The sequence below is a fragment of the Bacillus sp. RK1064 genome, assembly GCF_051488405.1.
Lineage (GTDB): Bacteria > Bacillota > Bacilli > Bacillales > Bacillaceae > Bacillus.
Genome location: NZ_JBPSCZ010000001.1, coordinates 3,492,319 through 3,510,398, shown reverse-complemented (window position 1 = coordinate 3,510,398; position 18,080 = coordinate 3,492,319). Strand labels below are relative to the sequence as shown.

The following is an 18,080-nucleotide window of genomic DNA, read 5'->3' as shown; positions in this document are numbered from 1 at the left end:
TGTCAACGTATTTTCATCACTAGTACGGCAAAAGGAGCTCTTCCATTGAGGAGTTGGTTCTTCGATCTGAAAAATACGCATGGAGCAGTTCATTTTCGTCAAGCTGGCTCATTTTCACGCCATCTCTTTCAATAATAATCGGATGCTTACAGCCTCTTTGGAATCGCGCCATTACTTCATATACTTTTTCCTCAGCGCTCGCTCTCAGCGGAATAAGCTTTTCTACCTTTTGCTCTTTTTTACCGTAATAGCGTTCTAGTAAAAAGCGGACCCTGACGTAATGCCGCTGCCGGTGTTCCATTACGAGTGAATAGGCTAAAAAAGTGAGCAGCACCCAGCCGTTGAATTGCAGCGGCGCAAACAAAAGCAACCCTGCAGTCAATAGAACGAAAAAGACAAGTGAGCCTTTTATGGCAAGGGTATGTGCACGTTGGAAAGGGTAATATGCTGATAAGAGCAAAAAGAATAATTTCCCGCCATCAAGCGGCCAAATAGGCAAAAGATTCACAAGAAAAATCGCCATATTATAAAAAGTGAACATCGTAAAAATGTCGTGCGAAATAAGAGAAGTTTCCATGAAAATCCATGCCATAAGCTGGAGCGGTACATGCTGGAGCGGCCCGCATAAAATGACCGCCAACTCTTCCTTTAGCGGACGGTTCCCATGCTCTTCTACTTCTACCGCTCCGCCAAATGGCAGTAAAAAAATCCGCCGAATGCGCCAATGATAATAGCAAGCAGCCGCTGCATGTCCAAGCTCATGGACAAAGACGATGATGAGCAGACAAAGCAGCGGCTTGATTTGACCAGAGAGAATCGCAAACGCCATCACAATCCACAGCAGCGGATGAATGTGAATTTTCGTCAGCATGACCAGCCATCTATTCAAAGGTCATCACCTGAATAGGATCGATAAACTGTTCATTTTGCTTAATGGCAAAGTAATATGTGCCCTTTCCTTGATCATCAAGTGAGATCTGGCCAATTTTCTCACCCTTATCGACAAAATCGTATAAGGCCACATCGGCTTCCTTTAATTGACCGTACCAGCTATAGCTGTTATCCGCATGCTGCACGACCACTGTAAGCCCTGTGTCACTTTTCTTTTTCACTTCTACTACATAGCCTTCCTTCATACTATCAATCGCTTCAGCCGATGTTTCGACTTTGACACCTGCTCCATTTTGCGTAAAGGATTCCTGCACTTTTCCAGAAGCAGGTACAGCCAGTTCTTGGTTCGCTTGTACATCTTTTTGGTCTGCCTTTTTGTCGGTTAAAAAGGCAAGGGGGTTTCCAACTGTTTTCTCAAACCAGTGATTGGCAGCAGCAAATTGAAAATCTTGCTCAAAGGTCTGCGTAATGATCGGCTTCAGCTGCTGAAACGGCCCTGCCTGACCTTTAAATGAAATGGCTGCAATCAACACAAGGGACGCAGATAATAAACATTTAAGCACAAAAGCATTGGGGTTAAATAACGGATGCCGATATTTCTTCGGCTGGTGAGACGACGACTCAAAGGAAGACGACCCTGAATGCTTTTCTTCCTCTGTCAGCATGACCCATGGAGGGATATCTTCTTTTTTCTTGAAAGTCGTCTTCTTAGGTGGAGCAGCTGGCTGCTTCGTTTTGCGGCGCTGCGCAATTTTCTTTCGGTACTCGTCCACTCTTTTCATGAGATCACCCTTTACATACAAACAGTTTGTACATTTTATGTGACGACCTCATCTGATATGCAACAAAAAGACCGATTCTCATCGAATCGGTCTCATCTTACTTGAATGCTTATGCTCTTACACCAAAAAATGCTTTCAGCTTCGCAAACATTCCTTTGTTTTCATCTTCAAATGATTGAAGCGGAACAGATTCGCCTAGTACACGGCGGGCGATATTACGATACGCAATCGATACTTTGTTTTTAGCATCCATGACAATCGGTTCACCATTGTTTGAAGCCTTAATCACGTCATCATCATCTGCGACAATGCCAAGAAGATCAATCGATAAGTGATGTACAACTTCATCCACATCCATTGAATCGCCACTTTTCGCCATGTGTGTACGAATACGGTTGACAATCAAACGAGGTGGTTCGATATCTTCTTGTTCTAACAAGCCGATGATACGGTCAGCATCTCTCACAGCTGAGATCTCAGGCGTCGTCACGACAATTGCCTTATCTGCACCAGATACAGCATTTTTAAAGCCTTGCTCAATTCCAGCAGGGCAATCAATGACGACATAATCAAAGTCTTGTTTCAATGATTGAATTAATTCTTTGATCTGCTCCGGCTCTACAGCCGTTTTATCGCTTGTTTGAGCAGCGGGTAAAAGATACAAAAGATCCTCGAAACGCTTATCTTTTACAAGCGCTTGGTGAATTTTACATCTTCCTTCTACTACATCGACTAGATCATAAATAATGCGGTTCTCAAGCCCCATCACGACATCTAGATTCCGAAGGCCAATATCGGTATCCACTAGACACACTTTTTTCCCTTGAATTGCTAGTGCTGTGCCTAAGTTTGCAGATGTTGTTGTTTTGCCAACGCCGCCTTTTCCTGAGGTAATCACAATAGCCTCGCCCAATTTCACATTCCTCCCTCAAGCCTTGTCAGATTAGGTCTTATATGAGCCAATTGCTGCAGGCGTTCAATGATCATGTTGCCATCTATATCTAAATAAGCACATTCCATTTCGTTTCCATCTTCTTTTTGATCTGGTGCACGGTTAAGCACTTGTGCGATGCGAAGCTGTGTTGGAATCATACGAGATGCCGCAATGACAGCTTGTTTATTCCCATTACATCCAGCATGTGCCACGCCTTTTAAAGCGCCGAGCACAAAAATATTTCCCCCTGCACGAATCGTTCCGCCAGGATTGACATCTCCTATTAATAAGAGATCTCCTTCGACATACAGCACCTGTCCAGAGCGCACAATTTTGGCTACAGAGGTAATTTCGGCCTCTGCTTTTAATCGTCTCGCCTCTTCAGTTGACATGACGTCACTTTCAATGGAGTGAATGACGAGATGTTCATTTTCAGAGACCGCTTCAGTCAAACGCATTTCCTGATCCTCTGTTAAATACCGAAAACCAAGCTTAATATGCACATTGACCTTATGCCCTTCTCTACCATCTGTATATTGCTCAAGTAAAAGAACCTCTCGCAAGCCAGAAAGAAGGTCATCAAACGAACAGTCATCATTTAACTGTAATGTTAATCCGTTTTTTGTACCTTTTATCGTCACATATTGCTGTTTTTGAGTTTTCAAGATGCTCACCTCAACAACATACTCATTTCGCCGTAATTGGACAAACTCCTGCTTTTATTCGTCGATCAGTCCTTGTTTCATATTGATGAAAAAGAGCCTAAGCGGCACAACAAGTATGAGAGACGCAGCAGTATTTAAAAGAATCGTTGGAATAAAGCGTTCGATGACATACGTATTAAACGGCATAATTCCTGGTTGAATTGTCGCTTGAACGCCGTATACATAAAACTCCATCACGGAAACAGCAATAATCGACAGAAAGACGACCACTAGCATATTCGTTTGCAGAACTTTAAAGGCTTTCGCTAGCAAATAGCAGAGCGCTCCAAAGCCAAACATATGAACACCAAGTATGCCTGTATACGAAATATCATATAAAAGTCCAAAGATAAAACCGAAAATCACACCATATTTTTGATTCACAAAAGCAGTCATAAATACAAGTGCGAGTAAGATGAAATGAGGAGCTAAAATTTGATTGTCTGAAACAAATGGGAGCTTCACTAGATCGACAAAAATACTGTCAAATACGAAGATAAACAACATGACGAAAGCAAGAAGGACACGTCTCACGAGCCTTCCTCCTTCGTCAATTCAGATGCATCTGCCGTACTTGAGCTGCGATTCACCACAATCACGCGGTCTAAATTGTTGAGTTCAGCCGCTGGTTCTACATAAATAATTTTTGTCAGGCCGTAATGATCTGGCTCGATTTCACTCACCTTACCAATCGTCAAGCCTTGCGGGAATACGCCCCCTGCTCCAGATGTTTCAACAAGATCTCCTTTTTTGACATCTCCATCTGCATCAGATTTCAGAATATTCATTGTCAGCATTTTTTTCTTACTGTCATAACCGTTAATAATTCCGTTGAGTTCTTCTTTGCCCTTTTTCGCAAAAATTTTCGTTGAAATTCTATTATTTTGGTCCGTAGAGCTTAGCAACCTTACAGTTGAAGTAAAATTGTTGAGCTTATCACTTTCAATTTTCCCAATTAACGCACCACTCTCATTTGTGACCGCCATATCTTTGTCAACGCCTTGTTTTTTCCCTTTATCAATCATCACAAAGCTATCCCAAAGGGACGGGTTTCTCGCGATAACCGTTGATAGAATTGGCGTATAATCACGAATAGAGTTCACATATCCGAGCTGCTTGCGAAGCTTTTTGTTCTCATCTTCTAGCTCTTGAAGTTTCGCCTCATATTGAGTTTGTCCATCAAGTTTTTTTCGAAGACGCTCGTTTTCATCATATGTGTTCTTTAAATCTTGTACGTTCCCATAAATACCGGCAATAAATTGTGATGGTTTATGAAAGACACCTTGAAAAAAGCCTGTCGTATCCCCCACTAATTTTTCCGGCCATGAAGCACCTCTGCCGCTTTTCACTGAAAAACCAATCATGGCCACCAGTACGATGACACAGACAAGGAGCAACATTAATCTTTTATTCATAAAAAACTGCGGCATGTCTTACACCTCTTTATTTACGCCCGATTATCGATTATCTTTAGATTTTCCTTTGAACAAATGAATGTGCTCTAGTGCTTTTCCTGTACCGATTGCCACACAGTCAAGCGGGTCTTCAGCAATAATGACTGGCATCTTCGTTTCATCACTAATGACTTTGTCAAGATTACGCAGCAATGCACCGCCGCCTGTTAAAACGATTCCGCGGTCCATAATATCTGCTGCCAGCTCAGGCGGGGTTTTTTCAAGTGTCATTTTCACCGCATCGACAATTGTTTCCACCGTATCGCGAAGCGCTTTTGCAATCTCATCTGCCGTAATAGAGATCGTTTTTGGCAGACCTGTTAAAAGGTCACGGCCGCGAATATCCATCTCATCATGTACATCAGGCTGTGCAGAACCGATTTCCATTTTAATGGCTTCTGACGTACGGTCACCGATCATCAGGTTATACGTTTTACGGATGTAGCTGCTGATCGCATCATCCATTTCATCTCCTGCCACGCGGATCGACTGTGAGGTCACAATGCCGCCAAGAGAAATAATAGCTACCTCTGTTGTACCGCCGCCAATGTCTACAACCATACTTCCTGTTGGCTCCCATACAGGCAGGTTAGCACCGATCGCCGCAGCAAATGGCTCTTCAATCGGGTATGCGTCACGTGCACCAGCTTGTCTTGTTGCATCAATGACTGCACGCTCTTCTACAGCTGTAATACCAGATGGTACACATACCATCACGTAAGGTTTACGAGCAAAAAGCCCTTTGCCTTTTAATGCTTGATTAATGTAATATTTCATCATTGTTGCTGTCGTCTCGTAATCTGCAATGACTCCGTCTTTCATCGGGCGTAGTGCCACAACATTACCAGGTGTACGGCCAATCATGTTTCTAGCGTCATTTCCGACCGCCACTATAGACTTCGTATCAGTTTCCAAAGCTACGACCGAAGGTTCTCTTACAACAATGCCTTTTCCTTTAATAAAAACAAGCGTATTCGCTGTTCCAAGATCTATTCCAAGGTCTTTTGTACCAATTCCAAACATATGTATGTATCTTCCTTTCTTAAACCAAAATTCCCTTTAGGGAAAAACTCATAAACTCTATTATATCGTAAAACATTGAAAAAAAAAGTGTTACAAATACCCTTTTTCCTTCAAACTCACAAATTTTTGATCACCTATGACAAGATGATCAAGCAGCTGTATTCCAATCAGCTTTCCACATTCAAAAAGTCGCTGTGTAACTTCAATATCTTCCCTGCTGGGCGTCGGATCTCCAGATGGATGGTTGTGCACACATATAAATGAAGCCGCCGAACGTTTAAAGGCCTCTTTGAAAATTTCACGCGGGTGAACGATCGATGAATTCAGGCTTCCAATAAACACGGTATGTTTATGAAGAACTTGATTTTTGGTATTGAGATAAAGACAAACGAAATTTTCCTGTGTCAAAAATCTCATATCTTCCATCACAAAGTTCGCTCCGTCTTCTGGTGTGCGGATCACATAGCGGTTATCCGTCGTTTGATGGTGTAATCTAGTGCCGAGTTCTAAAGCAGCTAAAAGAGAAATCGCCTTCGCCTTTCCAACTCCTCGGATCTTCGACATTTCTTCAATTGAGGCTTCTTTTACAGAGCGAAGACCGCCAAATGTTTGCAGAAGTCTTGCGGAAATTTGGAGAACTGATTCTTTTTTTGTGCCTGTTCTTAGAAGGATCGCAACAAGTTCATGATTTGACAAACTGCTGGGCCCGTATTTGATAAATCGTTCTCTCGGTTTTTCATCATGAGGGAAATGCTTTAGCAGCATAGGGAAATCGTTCAGGATGACCACTCCTTTTAGAATTCCTTCCTGTCTTCAAAAAGGGGTGATTCCAAAGGTTTCAAGCACTCTGACTGTTTTCGCAATAGGTAGACCTACAACGGAAAAATAATCACCATCTATTTTTTGAACAAACAGTGCGCCTTTCCCTTGAATGCCATAACTTCCCGCTTTATCAAGGGGCTCGCCCGTATTGATATAGCGATCTATTTCATTTTGAGTCAGCGTCCAAAATGTCACTTCTGTCTGTTCATAAAATGTTTCTTTTCTATTCTCTGACTGAACCGTGACACCCGTCAAGACTTGATGTGTCTTTCCTGATAATAATTGAAGCATGAAAGCCGCTTCTTTCTTATCTTTTGGTTTCCCAAGACATTTGCCGTCAATTGCAACAATTGTATCTGCACCAATGATCACAGCTTTAGGATTTAATCTTTGAATATCATTTGCTTTTTGTTCTGCCAACCATTGGACGTTCTCAGCAGGAGAAAGGTTTCGATTTATTTCTTCTTTTAAATGACTTGCTTGAATATCATAAGAAAACCCTGCTAGATCAAGCAATTCTTTTCTTCTAGGTGATTGAGATGCGAGAATCAATTGGTTCATGTTTGTTCATCCTTTCAGGGTTTAGCCTAAGAAGTAAGATACCCATTCATCCTAGCAAATGTACATCTTACCGACAATCTACGAAAATTCATTTTTCATGTACCTTCATCATTATGTTGGATGTAAAAGAAAAAAACTAGTCATTTTTTGACTAGTTTCGTTTCTAAAAAAATGATTTTACGTATTTAATTGATCAAGCAGTGCCTGCTGAGATTTCCAGCCGTTTTCAGCAGTTGGGTCATTTAATAGCTGCACAGCTTTTAGCAAACTGCTTTTAGCCGATGCGTCCGCTGTTTTGGCACTTTCAAGCTCAGAAATCAGCTGCGTGACTTCCTTTTGATCCACTTCATCGCCGGCAATCACTTTAGAGGATAATACAGATGCCTTTTCTATTAAACTAGTCAGCTCATCCGGTACTTGAAATGAGAGCTCCTTTCCTCCCCACGCCTCAAAGTGCTGATCGATCAGCTTCTTCCCTACAGCGCTTGTCATTCCCTGCTCTGTCGCAAGCCCAGCAATGACATAATATCCATCATCCATTGAGACCTTTTTCCCCGCATATCCTGCATCTTTTAAGTTTCCAACTAAGTCATCTGCTCCTTTTTCAGAGGAAAATTTCCCAGCCTGTACAACAAAGGTTGACAAACTGCCAGAGGCACTTTTTTCATCGTTGTTCTCTTTTGATTCATCCGTAGTATCTGCTTTCGGCGCATCCCCGCCGGCTTTCATCGATGATTGATTTCCAGATCCAGATGCTGAGACACTGATATCTCCACCTGATGGACTTGGTGTACCATCTTGACTTAAACTAAGCGCAAACACCCCAAGGCCTGTCCCAAGCACCACCGCAAACACAATCGTTGTCATCACTCTCTTGAAGGGGCCGCGGTTTTTACCAAACTTCTGATCAAAGGAGCCTTTTTTCTTTTGATAAGGCGTGACGACCTTTGGATCAGAATGATAAATATGATCAGCTGCATCATCCCATTGGAAATCTTCTTCTTTCGGTTTAGACGAATCTTCCTGAGAAGCCGCTGTCTCCTGTTCCGACTGCCTCTTTTCCTCCCAATTCGAAAACGTCACTTGATCTTCTTGCTGTTTTGGCGGCTGATGATCATCTTCATGCAGTATTTCTTCCTTGCCATTAATATTGACCTTGAGCCCTTGTTTTTTTGCCTGCCTCTTTTTCACTGTCATTCCCCGCTTTCTGACATGTTTGTAAGAAAGACCTTTCTGTCCAATGAATCAGCGCGAATTTAACCCGTCCTTCTTTCTGTTTCACACTTTAACATAGCAGTAAAAAAAAAGAACAAGACTTTTGTCGGCAGGGAAAAAAAGTGTTCGCCAATTTTTTCACCCCTTCGACTAGCCAAATAGAAACAAGACAGGAGCACCAAAGAGATACAGCCAAAAAGAAAAAGCGATCGCAGGAACAAAGGGGAATGGCTCGTCTAATTGAAAGGAAAAGACCTTCGCATAGACCATTCCAGCGATACATGAGAGAAAAAGCATGAGAAGGAACGGCTTGAATCCAAAGCAAAACGCAAGCAAACTGAACAGCTTCATATCAGCTCCGCCCATGCTATTTGGCTTAAAATAATCTAGACTAGAAAACAAAAGAATGCAAAAAATCAGAGAAGCCGCTCCTTCCCACCAGATAAGAAGCGGTTCCAGCGTGCGGTATATGACGAAAAGAGGGAAAAAGAAGAGAAACAGCTCGTTTGGCACCTTCATATAGAGAAGATCACTCACGACAGCAATCACGAATAAACTACAAAGAATCACAAGGAAAAGACCTTCAAACGAAAAACCAGCGATTCTATAAATGAACAAAAAAAGACCGCCTGACAGCAGCTCAACCATTGGATATAACCTAGACAACCGAGTGCCGCAATGTTTACAGGCCCCCCTCAAGAAAGCATACGAAACTATCGGGATCATCTCGTATAGAGAAAGCGGCTGTTTACAGGCTATGCAGTGAGAGCGAGGGAAGAGAATAGACCGCTTCACCGGCAGCCTTTCGCCAACGAGATGAAAGAACGAACCCATCGTGATGCCTGCAATAAACAGAAAAATCTCAATCATATATGGTGCTCCTTCCGGGAATAAGATAGACCGGATTTTACCATGACCCTATCCACTAAAGCATCTAGTGAAAATATGATTTTCCCCCTTTACTACATATAAAAAGAAAAAGACGCAGGAGGCATCAAAGCCATTTGCGTCTTTTCGTTACCCGATCATACGATTTCGTATATCTGAAATAAAATAAAGAGAGCCTGTCACAAGGATCACCGCTGAAGGATCATCACTCTTTTTCTGAATCCATTCAAGCGCTGCACGAGGGTCATCATCATATGATTTTGCCTCTAACTGACTGCACGCATAAAGTTTCTCAGCTGATTCAGCTCTTGGAAAGTCAAACGAAACAAAATGAATAGATGAACTAACAGCTTCAAGCTTTTGAATCATTTGCTTGTACGGCTTATCTTTTAAAGCACTAAAACAGACATGCACTTGTTTACTAGAAAAATGGGCTTGTACGGTTTCAATTAAACGGTCGATTCCTTCTTCATTATGAGCGCCGTCTAAATAAACTGGTGGATGATCTTTGACCTTTTCAAATCTTCCAGCCCACACTGCCTGCCGAATGCCTTCATACATCTGCTCTTCTGTCACGCTGATATAGCCTTCTTGCTCCAGCCATTCAATGAGTAGAACGGCAAGAGAAGCATTTTGCCGTTGATGCGTTCCGATCAACCCTGTTTCAAGCTGCGGATACTGCCTTTTTGATGTGTGTAACGTAAACCGTTCGCCTGTTTCAGTTGGCTGCTGATGACTGAAGGTACAAGTATGCTGTAATGAGATGCATTCCGCATTCTTTTCTTTTGCGATGTTTTGAATGACCGCAAGTGCTTCCGGTTGATGAACAGCAGTGATCATCGGGATACCCTCTTTGATAATGCCCGCTTTTTCAGATGCAATCTGTTCAAGTTTGTCACCTAAAATTGCCATATGATCATGACCAATTGACGTAATCGCTGTTAAAATAGGTACGGCAACATTTGTTGAATCAAGTCTTCCGCCAAGCCCTGTCTCTAATAGGACAAAGTCTACTTGGTGCACATCGGCAAAATAAGCAAATGCACATGCGGTAATGATTTCAAATTCTGTTGCTGCTCCAAGCTCTGTTTGATCTAATTCATCAACAAAAGGCTTGACCTTATTCACCAAACTCAGCCATTCTTCATCCTGTATAGGCGCTCCGTTCACGCTGATTCGTTCATTGAACGTTAAAATAAACGGAGAGGTGAAGGTTCCGACCGAATAGCCTGCAGCCTGTAAAACGGAACGAGTAAACGCAATGGTTGAACCTTTTCCATTTGTACCAGCAACATGCACCGCTTTTATGCGTTGTTCCGGATGGCCTAGTCTGTTCATCAGCCACTTCATTCTTTCAAGACCTGGTTTTACACCAAAGGCAAGTCTACTGTGAATCCACTCAATGGCTTCATGATAGGTTGTAAACAATGTCATCTCTCATTTCATCCGAAATTTTCAAAAAAGACGACTCCATTTTGTTAGGAGCCGTCTTTTCAACCTTATGCTTTCAGCTCTTCAATCCGCTTTTGAACAGCTTCGCGTTTTGCGACATAGTCACGTTCTTTCGCACGCTCTTCTTCTACGACACTTTCAGGTGCTTTTTTCATAAAGCCTTCGTTGCCAAGCTTTTTCTGGACGCGTTCTACTTCTTTTGTCAGCTTATCAAGCTCTTTTTGCAGACGAGCAATTTCCTCATCTAAGTTAATTAAGCCTTCAAGCGGCAGAATGAGCTCTGCTCCAGAAATAACAGCCGTCATCGCTTTATCACTAGCTGGGACATCTGTGCCAATTTCAAGAACACTTGGGTTCGTGAAGCGCTCAATATATGAACGATTCTTCTCTAAACGTTCTTGTACATCAGATGTGGATGCTTTGATGTAAAGTTCGACTTGTTTGCTCATTGGTGTGTTTACTTCACTGCGGATGTTACGAACAGAGCGAATGAGTTCAACAAGCAGTTTCATATCAGCAGAAGCTTGATCATTTGAAAGCTCCGGCTTCACCTCAGGCCAAGCTGCTACAGTAATGGACTCACCTTCATGCGGAAGATGCTGCCAGATTTCTTCTGTTAAGAACGGCATAAACGGATGAAGAAGTCTCATCGTTTGATCTAATACGTACGCAAGGATCGAACGAGTTGTTTTCTTCGCTGCTTCATCTTCACCATAAAGTGGAAGCTTCGCCATCTCAATGTACCAATCACAGAAATCATCCCAAATGAAGTTGTATAAATGTCTGCCCACTTCACCGAATTCATACTTGTCAGCTAGCTGTGTGACACTTTCAATCGTTTCATTTAAGCGGGTTAAAATCCATTGGTCAGCGACTGATTTTTCTCCAGTCAAATCAAGTTCATCATACGTTAAGCCATCCATGTTCATTAAAGCAAAACGCGATGCGTTCCAAATTTTGTTCGCAAAGTTCCAAGTAGATTCAACCTTTTCAAAGCTAAAGCGAAGATCCTGACCTGGTGAGCTTCCAGTCGCTAAGAAATATCTTAATGAATCAGCACCGTATTGATCAATGACCTCCATTGGATCAATTCCGTTGCCGAGCGACTTACTCATTTTACGTCCTTGTTCGTCACGGATCAGCCCATGAATCAGAACGTCTTTGAACGGTTTTTCCCCTGTAAATTCAAGGCCTTGGAAGATCATGCGAGAGACCCAGAAGAAAATGATGTCATAGCCTGTGACCAGCAGGTTTGTTGGATAGTAGCGCTTGAAGTCTTCACTGTCTGCATCCGGCCAGCCCATTGTAGAGAAAGGCCAAAGCGCTGAACTAAACCATGTATCAAGCACATCGTTATCCTGTTCCCAGTTCTCCAGATCTTCTGGCGCTTCCAGTCCAACATATACTTCTTTCGTTTCTTTATGATACCAAGCCGGAATGCGGTGTCCCCACCATAGCTGACGAGAAATACACCAGTCACGGATATTTTCCATCCAGTGTAAATACGTCTTTTCAAAGCGGTCTGGAACAAATTGAACTTGGTCGTCCCCATTTTGAAGGTTGATGGCTTCGTCTGCCAGCGGCTGCATTTTTACAAACCATTGAGTAGATAAATAAGGCTCAACGACAGCTCCGCTTCGCTCACTATGACCAACTGAATGCATGTGGTCCTCAATTTTGAACAAAATACCCTCTTCTTGTAAATCTTTCACAAGCTGTTTACGGCATTCGAAGCGGTCCATTCCTTTGTATTGCAATGCATTTGCATTCATTGTGCCATCTTCATTCATGACAAGAATACGCTCTAGCTCATGGCGGTTTCCAAGCTCAAAGTCATTCGGGTCATGGGCAGGTGTAATTTTCACAGCTCCTGAACCAAACTCCATATCGACATAGTCATCACCAACGATTGGAATCTCTCGGCCTGTAATTGGTAAGACCACTGTTTTTCCAATCAAATGCTGATAGCGTTCGTCATCAGGGTGCACGGCAACGGCTGTATCCCCAAGCATGGTTTCAGGTCTTGTCGTCGCAATTTCAATTGAACCCGTGCCATCTGAAAGCGGGTACCTCAAGTGATAAAACGCACCTTGAACATCTTTATAAATGACTTCAATATCAGAAAGTGCCGTTTTCGTCGCTGGATCCCAGTTAATGATGTACTCTCCGCGATAGATAAGTCCTTTTTCATACAATTGGACAAACACTTGGCGTACCGCTTTATTTAGACCTTCATCTAATGTAAAACGTTCACGTGAATAATCAAGACCAAGTCCCATTTTCGCCCACTGGCTGCGAATAAAGTCCGCATATTCTTCTTTCCATTTCCACGTTTCTTCCACAAATTTCTCCCGGCCAAGGTCATAACGGCTCACGCCTTCTTCGCGAAGCTTTGCCTCTACCTTTGCTTGGGTAGCAATACCGGCATGGTCCATTCCTGGAAGCCATAGAACATCATAGCCCTGCATCCGTTTCATACGTGTCACGATGTCTTGAAGTGTAGAATCCCACGCATGCCCAAGGTGCAGTTTTCCTGTCACGTTTGGTGGAGGAATGACGACTGTATATGGATCTTTCGTTTTGTCATTTTGTGCTTCGAAGAATTTCCCTTCAAGCCAGTACGTATAGCGGTCTTTTTCAATCGCATTTGGATCGTACTTTGTTGGCATTTCTTGATTATTTGTTCCCATTTGTGTAACCTCCACATTTTTTCGGCTGATGAAACATAAAAAAAGCCTTTCCATCCTTATAAAAGGACGAAAAAGCTTTTTCGCGGTACCACCTTTTTTCATGGAACACATAGACGTGTCCCATACACTCTAAAGGATAACGGGGTTCTCCCGAATTTCTCTACTTGTTCATTCAAGAAATTAAGCTCACAGGCGACCTTCCAAACAAGTACATCCTAGGAAACCTTTCAGCTCATGGTCCCCCTCTCTTTAGGGTCTTGCTCGTACTCTTCCTGATCCACGCTTACGATATATCACGTTCATCAGCACATACTCATCTTTTATTTATATTACTAAATGCCTTTTGTTTTCGTCAATCATCTTTTCCGCTTTTCTTCTTCTTTATACAAATTGGGCAGGCACCCTTTGCCCTATTACCCATATGATAATAACAAAATGAAGAAGGAGGGCGTTTGCTTTGAAGAAAATCAATCCTTACACACTTCCCCCCTGGCTGAGACAAATTCGGGCAGTGGCCTCCCAAGTCGTTCTCCCGATTGCGATATTTCAAGGGTTTCGTACGATCATTTTCCCCACGACATTTGACGTCCTCATCCTAGGTATTTTGATTTTTCTCGCCTGCGCCTTTCACCTTGATTGGTTTTAAACTCGCGCTTATGTAACGGCCAATATGAACACAAAATAACCTCGTCATTCCGCTGATGACGAGGCACTTTGTTCTTCTTCAAGCCGTCTAGCCTGCTCAATCTCATGAATCTTCATGACGATCGGCTCTGAATTTTTCATCTGCCAATACGCTCTTAACAGCCGCTGACAGCTTTCCATTTCATCCTGTCCGCCTGCTTCATAGGCTTTTACTGTATCAAACAGACCTTGCGGATAAGCAAGGTAACTAAGAAACAAATGCAGCTCTTCCTCCCGAAGAGGATTTCCTTTTTGGTACGTATAAAACAAGGAAGTGCATTCAGGACAAGACGTGGGATAGGTTTTGAATGTCCGAAAGTAAAAGGTCAGAAGGTCATAAATGGGGGCGGCTTTTTTAGACCGCTCAAAATTGGTGAAATGTCCTGTGCCCACATCATTATACAAAAAGTGATGAATCGACAGCTGCCCATGATTTAACACAACACGTGTTGTCTCTTGATCTTTCATTTCTTCATGCCAATCTTCTAATCGTTCAAGCGCAAATTCGCTGGCAGACATCGCCTCTGAAAAATACATCGCAGCAGCCAGTTCAAATGGCGGCATATACCAAGTCTGCTCTGCCCGCTCTATGAATCGTTCATACATGTCTTTCTCTGTTTCCCATTTGGTCTTAATTTGTGTGTAGTGCGCTTCTATCTCTTGCTCTGTGATATCCATCATCACTTCAGTCCGCTTATGAAGTCTTGCAATCTCTTGAAATAAATATTCATGTTTATCGTCCTGCTCTTCTCTCTTTTCATTCGTCAGCCACGGCATGAGATAGTATGCGTACTGGCTTTCTCGATGACTTGAGAAAAAAGAACCGCTCTTCGTCCGATAAATCGGCACAAAAGAGCGATAGCCCTTTGATTCTAGTTCAAGCATTTGCTCTGTAAACTGCATATGTCGACTGGCTTTTACTCGCTTTAGGGCAAATACGCCCTGCTTTGTATATACTTTGACGACAGCAGGACTGACAGGTTCAATGTATTCCGCCTCAAGCCCGTATTCGTATAGGATAGACTGGATTTCATCCACGTTCACTCACCACATTTTCTCGGTCGGTCATCGCTTGTTATGCATTGCTTTTTTGATATTCAGGAATATAAAGAATCTGCCCTTCTTCAAGCTCCGCATCAACCGATAATGAGTTTGTGCGAAGGAGCTGCTGCACATTCAACTGATATCGCTCACAAATAAGATCGACCGTATCTTCTTGCTGAACTATACATATTTTCATGCGAGAAAAATCTTCCTCCTCCTGCTTAGCAAATAGCTTTGTTAAATAAAGAGAGTTCTCACTGCCAGACGTTTCTCTCTCGTCATATTCAGGCTCCTCTTCTTCTTGAGCTGACTCATATACTTTTGGTGCTTCTCGTTCATATAACCGTCCGAGCTGGTTTGTATCATCCTGTTCCTGTTCCTCTTGCTCCTCTTCTACGTGGTAAGTGGGTGATTCAAATATTGGATACGGCTGAACCGTTTCTTCCAGCTCTTCGGCTGCTTCCGGATCTTTTCTCACTTCCACCTCAAAGAACGTATCTTCCCGCTTCTCTTCTTCTAAGAGCTTAGGCGGTTCAAAAAATGGTGGTTCTTGCACCTGATCTTCAGGTAAGGAGCGATAACCAAGCGCCACTTCTTCTTGGCTCTCCGTTTCCTCCAGTTCTTCCGATTCTTCCGGTTCTTCGGTTTCTCCCTCTTCTTCCCTACTCACCAGCTCTATCTCAATTTCTTCTTCCTGTTCTTCTTGCTGTTCTTCTTTCTCGGCGCGTGTGTCATGCTGTAATACAGCCTGTTCCTCATATTCTTGGCTCTCCGTTTCCTCCAGTTCTTCCGATTCTTCCAGTTCTTCGGTTTCTCCCTCTTCTTCCCTACTCACCAGCTCTATCTCAATTTCTTCTTCCCGTTCTTCTTCCTGTTCTTCTTGCTCGGCGCGTGTATCATGCTGTAATACAGCCTGTTCCTCATAGACCTCACGTTCATTGCCTTGCAGCTCTTCTTGTTCCTCATGCTCTGGCTGCAGCTGATAATCGTAGGTCACATCGCCATATTCTTCTTCAGGACGATGGACAAATTCATACGGCTCCACTACAGGCGCTTGAGGCATTTTCTCGTCTAATAGACCCTCAATCGCCAGATCAGCTTGAATGGTGAGCAAACGATTTTCTGTCAGCTGGTAATCAAACGCATCAATAAACACAAACACATCATTTAAATGACTAATTTTGTTCTTAGGGATGGTGATATCGACCGGGAATTGATGCAGAAGCTCCGCTGTTCCGTCTTCTCTTACCTTCACCTCATCAGCTTCCCTGTATGATGCATAGGAACTCAATTCACCCAATAGCTCCTCTTGATTTATGTTGTATTCTCCTGTTAGCTCAAGTGAACCTCTAATCGAAACATAATCATTCACTTCTTGAACGAGAATGTCAGGATCGAGAGAAATTGACAGCAGCTCACTGACTTCCTGTCCGCTTTTGAAATAAATGGATTCTTCTACCGAAAACTGTAATCGATTGTTTTGAGACAAGTCGGTGTCCTCCTTTCATCTAATCCTTCAAAATAAAATTAGATGTCAATACAGATGTATGTGAGAGGCAGTGAAAATATGATTGGTTTTCAGCAACACAAAAAAGCCGATATGTCCCCATACCGGCTTTCGTTTATCGACGCAGTTTTTGAAATACCTTTTCCACTGTCTCAATCGTATATTCGATTTCTTCATCTGTATGAGCTGTTGACAGGAACAGTCCTTCGAATTGAGAAGGAGGAAGGAAGATGCCGTGATCCGCCATTTCCTTGTAAAATTCAGCGAATAAAGCGAGATCAGCGGTTTTTGCTTTGTCATAATTGACCACTTCTTCATTTGTAAAGAAGAATCCAATCATCGAACCCGCACGGTTAAACGTTAATGGAATTCCGTGTACTTTCGCCGCTTTTGAAATGCCTTCTTCAAGCCGGTCTCCTTTTCGTCTAAACTCTTCATAAGACTCAGGTGTCAGCTGTTTTAAGGTTTCTAACCCTGCTGTCATCGCAAGAGGGTTACCAGATAACGTTCCTGCTTGATAAATTGGACCGCTTGGTGCAATTTGTCTCATAATATCCGCTCTTCCGCCATAAGCACCGACTGGGAGACCGCCTCCGATCACTTTACCAAGGCACGTCAGATCAGGTGTGATGCCAAAATAGCCTTGCGCGCAGTGATAATCCACACGGAAGCCAGTCATGACCTCATCAAAAATGAGTAAAGCTCCGTATTGCTCCGTGATGTCTCTCAGCCCTTGTAAGAAACCTTCTTGCGGAGGAACAACTCCCATATTTCCTGCAACCGGCTCGACAATGACACCTGCAATATCGTCTCCAAACTCCTGAAAAGCAACTTGAATGCTCTCTAAATCATTGTACGGCACTGTGATCGTGTTGCTTGCAGTCCCTTCAGGTACACCTGGGCTATCTGGAAGCCCTAGCGTTGCGACACCTGAACCCGCTTTAATGAGCAAAGAATCGCCGTGGCCATGATAGCAGCCTTCAAATTTCACAATTTTATTTCTGCCTGTAAAGCCGCGAGCTAGACGAAGTGCACTCATGGTCGCCTCTGTACCAGAGCTGACCATACGAATGACTTCGATGGAAGGAACTCGCTCTGATACAAGCTTAGCTAATTCATTTTCAACTAACGTGGAAGCACCAAAGCTTGTCCCCTGTTCCGCAACTCGTTGAATACTTTCAACCACACGGTCATTCGTATGCCCTAAAATTAACGGTCCCCATGATAAGACATAATCGATGTATTCATTTCCATCAATATCATATATCTTGGCGCCTTTGCCTCGTTCCATAAAAATCGGGTCTGTGTTAACTGATTTAAATGCACGCACAGGGCTGTTGACACCACCAGGCATTAAATGCTGTGCTTCTTCAAATGCTTGCTTTGATTTTTCATAGCTACGTCCCATTTCAACGTCCTCCTGTCTATC

General features: G+C 43.0%; 17 protein-coding genes and 1 other annotated feature. Of the genes, 1 reads left to right on the top strand and 16 read right to left on the bottom strand.

What is annotated here, in order from left to right; all coding sequences use genetic code 11:
- Positions 1–19: 19 nt before the first annotated feature.
- The 13 genes from ACSSTM_RS18015 to ACSSTM_RS17955 form a co-directional block, all read right to left on the bottom strand.
- Positions 20–889: a M50 family metallopeptidase gene (locus tag ACSSTM_RS18015; protein WP_034661637.1), complete on the bottom strand. Its 870-nt coding sequence runs from the start codon at positions 887–889 to the stop codon at positions 20–22.
- Positions 882–1,673: a M23 family metallopeptidase gene (locus tag ACSSTM_RS18010; RefSeq protein WP_034661641.1), complete on the bottom strand. Its 792-nt coding sequence runs from the start codon at positions 1,671–1,673 to the stop codon at positions 882–884. Before ACSSTM_RS18010 ends, ACSSTM_RS18015 begins: the two co-directional genes overlap by 8 nt.
- Positions 1,674–1,782: 109 nt before the next feature.
- Positions 1,783–2,586: a septum site-determining protein MinD gene (minD, locus tag ACSSTM_RS18005; protein ID WP_003216504.1), complete on the bottom strand. Its 804-nt coding sequence runs from the start codon at positions 2,584–2,586 to the stop codon at positions 1,783–1,785.
- Between the two features lie 2 nt (positions 2,587–2,588).
- Positions 2,589–3,272 carry a septum site-determining protein MinC gene (gene minC, locus ACSSTM_RS18000; protein ID WP_095285521.1) on the bottom strand — a complete coding sequence of 228 codons (684 nt, stop codon included), beginning with the start codon at positions 3,270–3,272 and terminating at the stop codon, positions 2,589–2,591.
- Positions 3,273–3,326: 54 nt separating this feature from the next.
- Entirely contained in the window at positions 3,327–3,845 is a 519-nt protein-coding gene (mreD, locus tag ACSSTM_RS17995) for a rod shape-determining protein MreD (protein ID WP_034661648.1), read from the bottom strand.
- On the bottom strand, positions 3,842–4,741 hold the full coding sequence (mreC, locus tag ACSSTM_RS17990) for a rod shape-determining protein MreC (RefSeq protein WP_003216396.1): 900 nt from the start codon (positions 4,739–4,741) through the stop codon (positions 3,842–3,844). The genes mreD and mreC overlap by 4 nt, the downstream gene beginning before the upstream one ends.
- A gap of 27 nt (positions 4,742–4,768) precedes the next feature.
- Positions 4,769–5,788, bottom strand: coding sequence for a rod shape-determining protein (locus tag ACSSTM_RS17985; RefSeq protein ID WP_012010766.1), 1,020 nt, complete (start codon positions 5,786–5,788; stop codon positions 4,769–4,771).
- Positions 5,789–5,878: 90 nt separating this feature from the next.
- Positions 5,879–6,553, bottom strand: coding sequence for a RadC family protein (radC, locus tag ACSSTM_RS17980; RefSeq protein ID WP_034662037.1), 675 nt, complete (start codon positions 6,551–6,553; stop codon positions 5,879–5,881).
- Between the two features lie 48 nt (positions 6,554–6,601).
- Positions 6,602–7,171: a Maf family protein gene (locus tag ACSSTM_RS17975; RefSeq protein WP_034661651.1), complete on the bottom strand. Its 570-nt coding sequence runs from the start codon at positions 7,169–7,171 to the stop codon at positions 6,602–6,604.
- Positions 7,172–7,348: 177 nt separating this feature from the next.
- Positions 7,349–8,368: an SPOR domain-containing protein gene (locus ACSSTM_RS17970; protein ID WP_095285522.1), complete on the bottom strand. Its 1,020-nt coding sequence runs from the start codon at positions 8,366–8,368 to the stop codon at positions 7,349–7,351.
- 168 nt (positions 8,369–8,536) lie between these two features.
- On the bottom strand, positions 8,537–9,256 hold the full coding sequence (locus ACSSTM_RS17965; protein WP_437404271.1) for a prepilin peptidase: 720 nt from the start codon (positions 9,254–9,256) through the stop codon (positions 8,537–8,539).
- A 147-nt stretch (positions 9,257–9,403) separates the two neighbouring features.
- On the bottom strand, positions 9,404–10,708 hold the full coding sequence (locus ACSSTM_RS17960; protein WP_437404270.1) for a bifunctional folylpolyglutamate synthase/dihydrofolate synthase: 1,305 nt from the start codon (positions 10,706–10,708) through the stop codon (positions 9,404–9,406).
- 65 nt (positions 10,709–10,773) lie between these two features.
- Positions 10,774–13,416, bottom strand: a complete 2,643-nt coding sequence (locus tag ACSSTM_RS17955; protein ID WP_106039617.1) for a valine--tRNA ligase — start codon at positions 13,414–13,416, stop codon at positions 10,774–10,776.
- Between the two features lie 59 nt (positions 13,417–13,475).
- Positions 13,476–13,705, bottom strand: a binding site (T-box leader).
- 168 nt (positions 13,706–13,873) lie between these two features.
- On the opposite strand from ACSSTM_RS17955, the gene ACSSTM_RS17950 reads away from it, so the two are divergent.
- Complete coding sequence (locus ACSSTM_RS17950; RefSeq protein ID WP_003216497.1) at positions 13,874–14,062, top strand: hypothetical protein; 189 nt, start codon at positions 13,874–13,876, stop codon at positions 14,060–14,062.
- A gap of 44 nt (positions 14,063–14,106) precedes the next feature.
- Here the strand turns inward: ACSSTM_RS17950 and ysxE are convergent, their stop codons facing one another.
- The 3 genes from ysxE to hemL all read right to left on the bottom strand — a co-directional run bounded on the left by ysxE (position 14,107) and on the right by hemL (position 18,059).
- Positions 14,107–15,138, bottom strand: coding sequence for a spore coat protein YsxE (gene ysxE, locus ACSSTM_RS17945; RefSeq protein ID WP_420735153.1), 1,032 nt, complete (start codon positions 15,136–15,138; stop codon positions 14,107–14,109).
- A 37-nt stretch (positions 15,139–15,175) separates the two neighbouring features.
- Positions 15,176–16,633, bottom strand: a complete 1,458-nt coding sequence (locus ACSSTM_RS17940; protein WP_420735152.1) for a LysM peptidoglycan-binding domain-containing protein — start codon at positions 16,631–16,633, stop codon at positions 15,176–15,178.
- Positions 16,634–16,766: 133 nt separating this feature from the next.
- Positions 16,767–18,059: a glutamate-1-semialdehyde 2,1-aminomutase gene (hemL, locus tag ACSSTM_RS17935; protein ID WP_420735151.1), complete on the bottom strand. Its 1,293-nt coding sequence runs from the start codon at positions 18,057–18,059 to the stop codon at positions 16,767–16,769.
- Between the last annotated feature and the right edge of the window lie 21 nt (positions 18,060–18,080).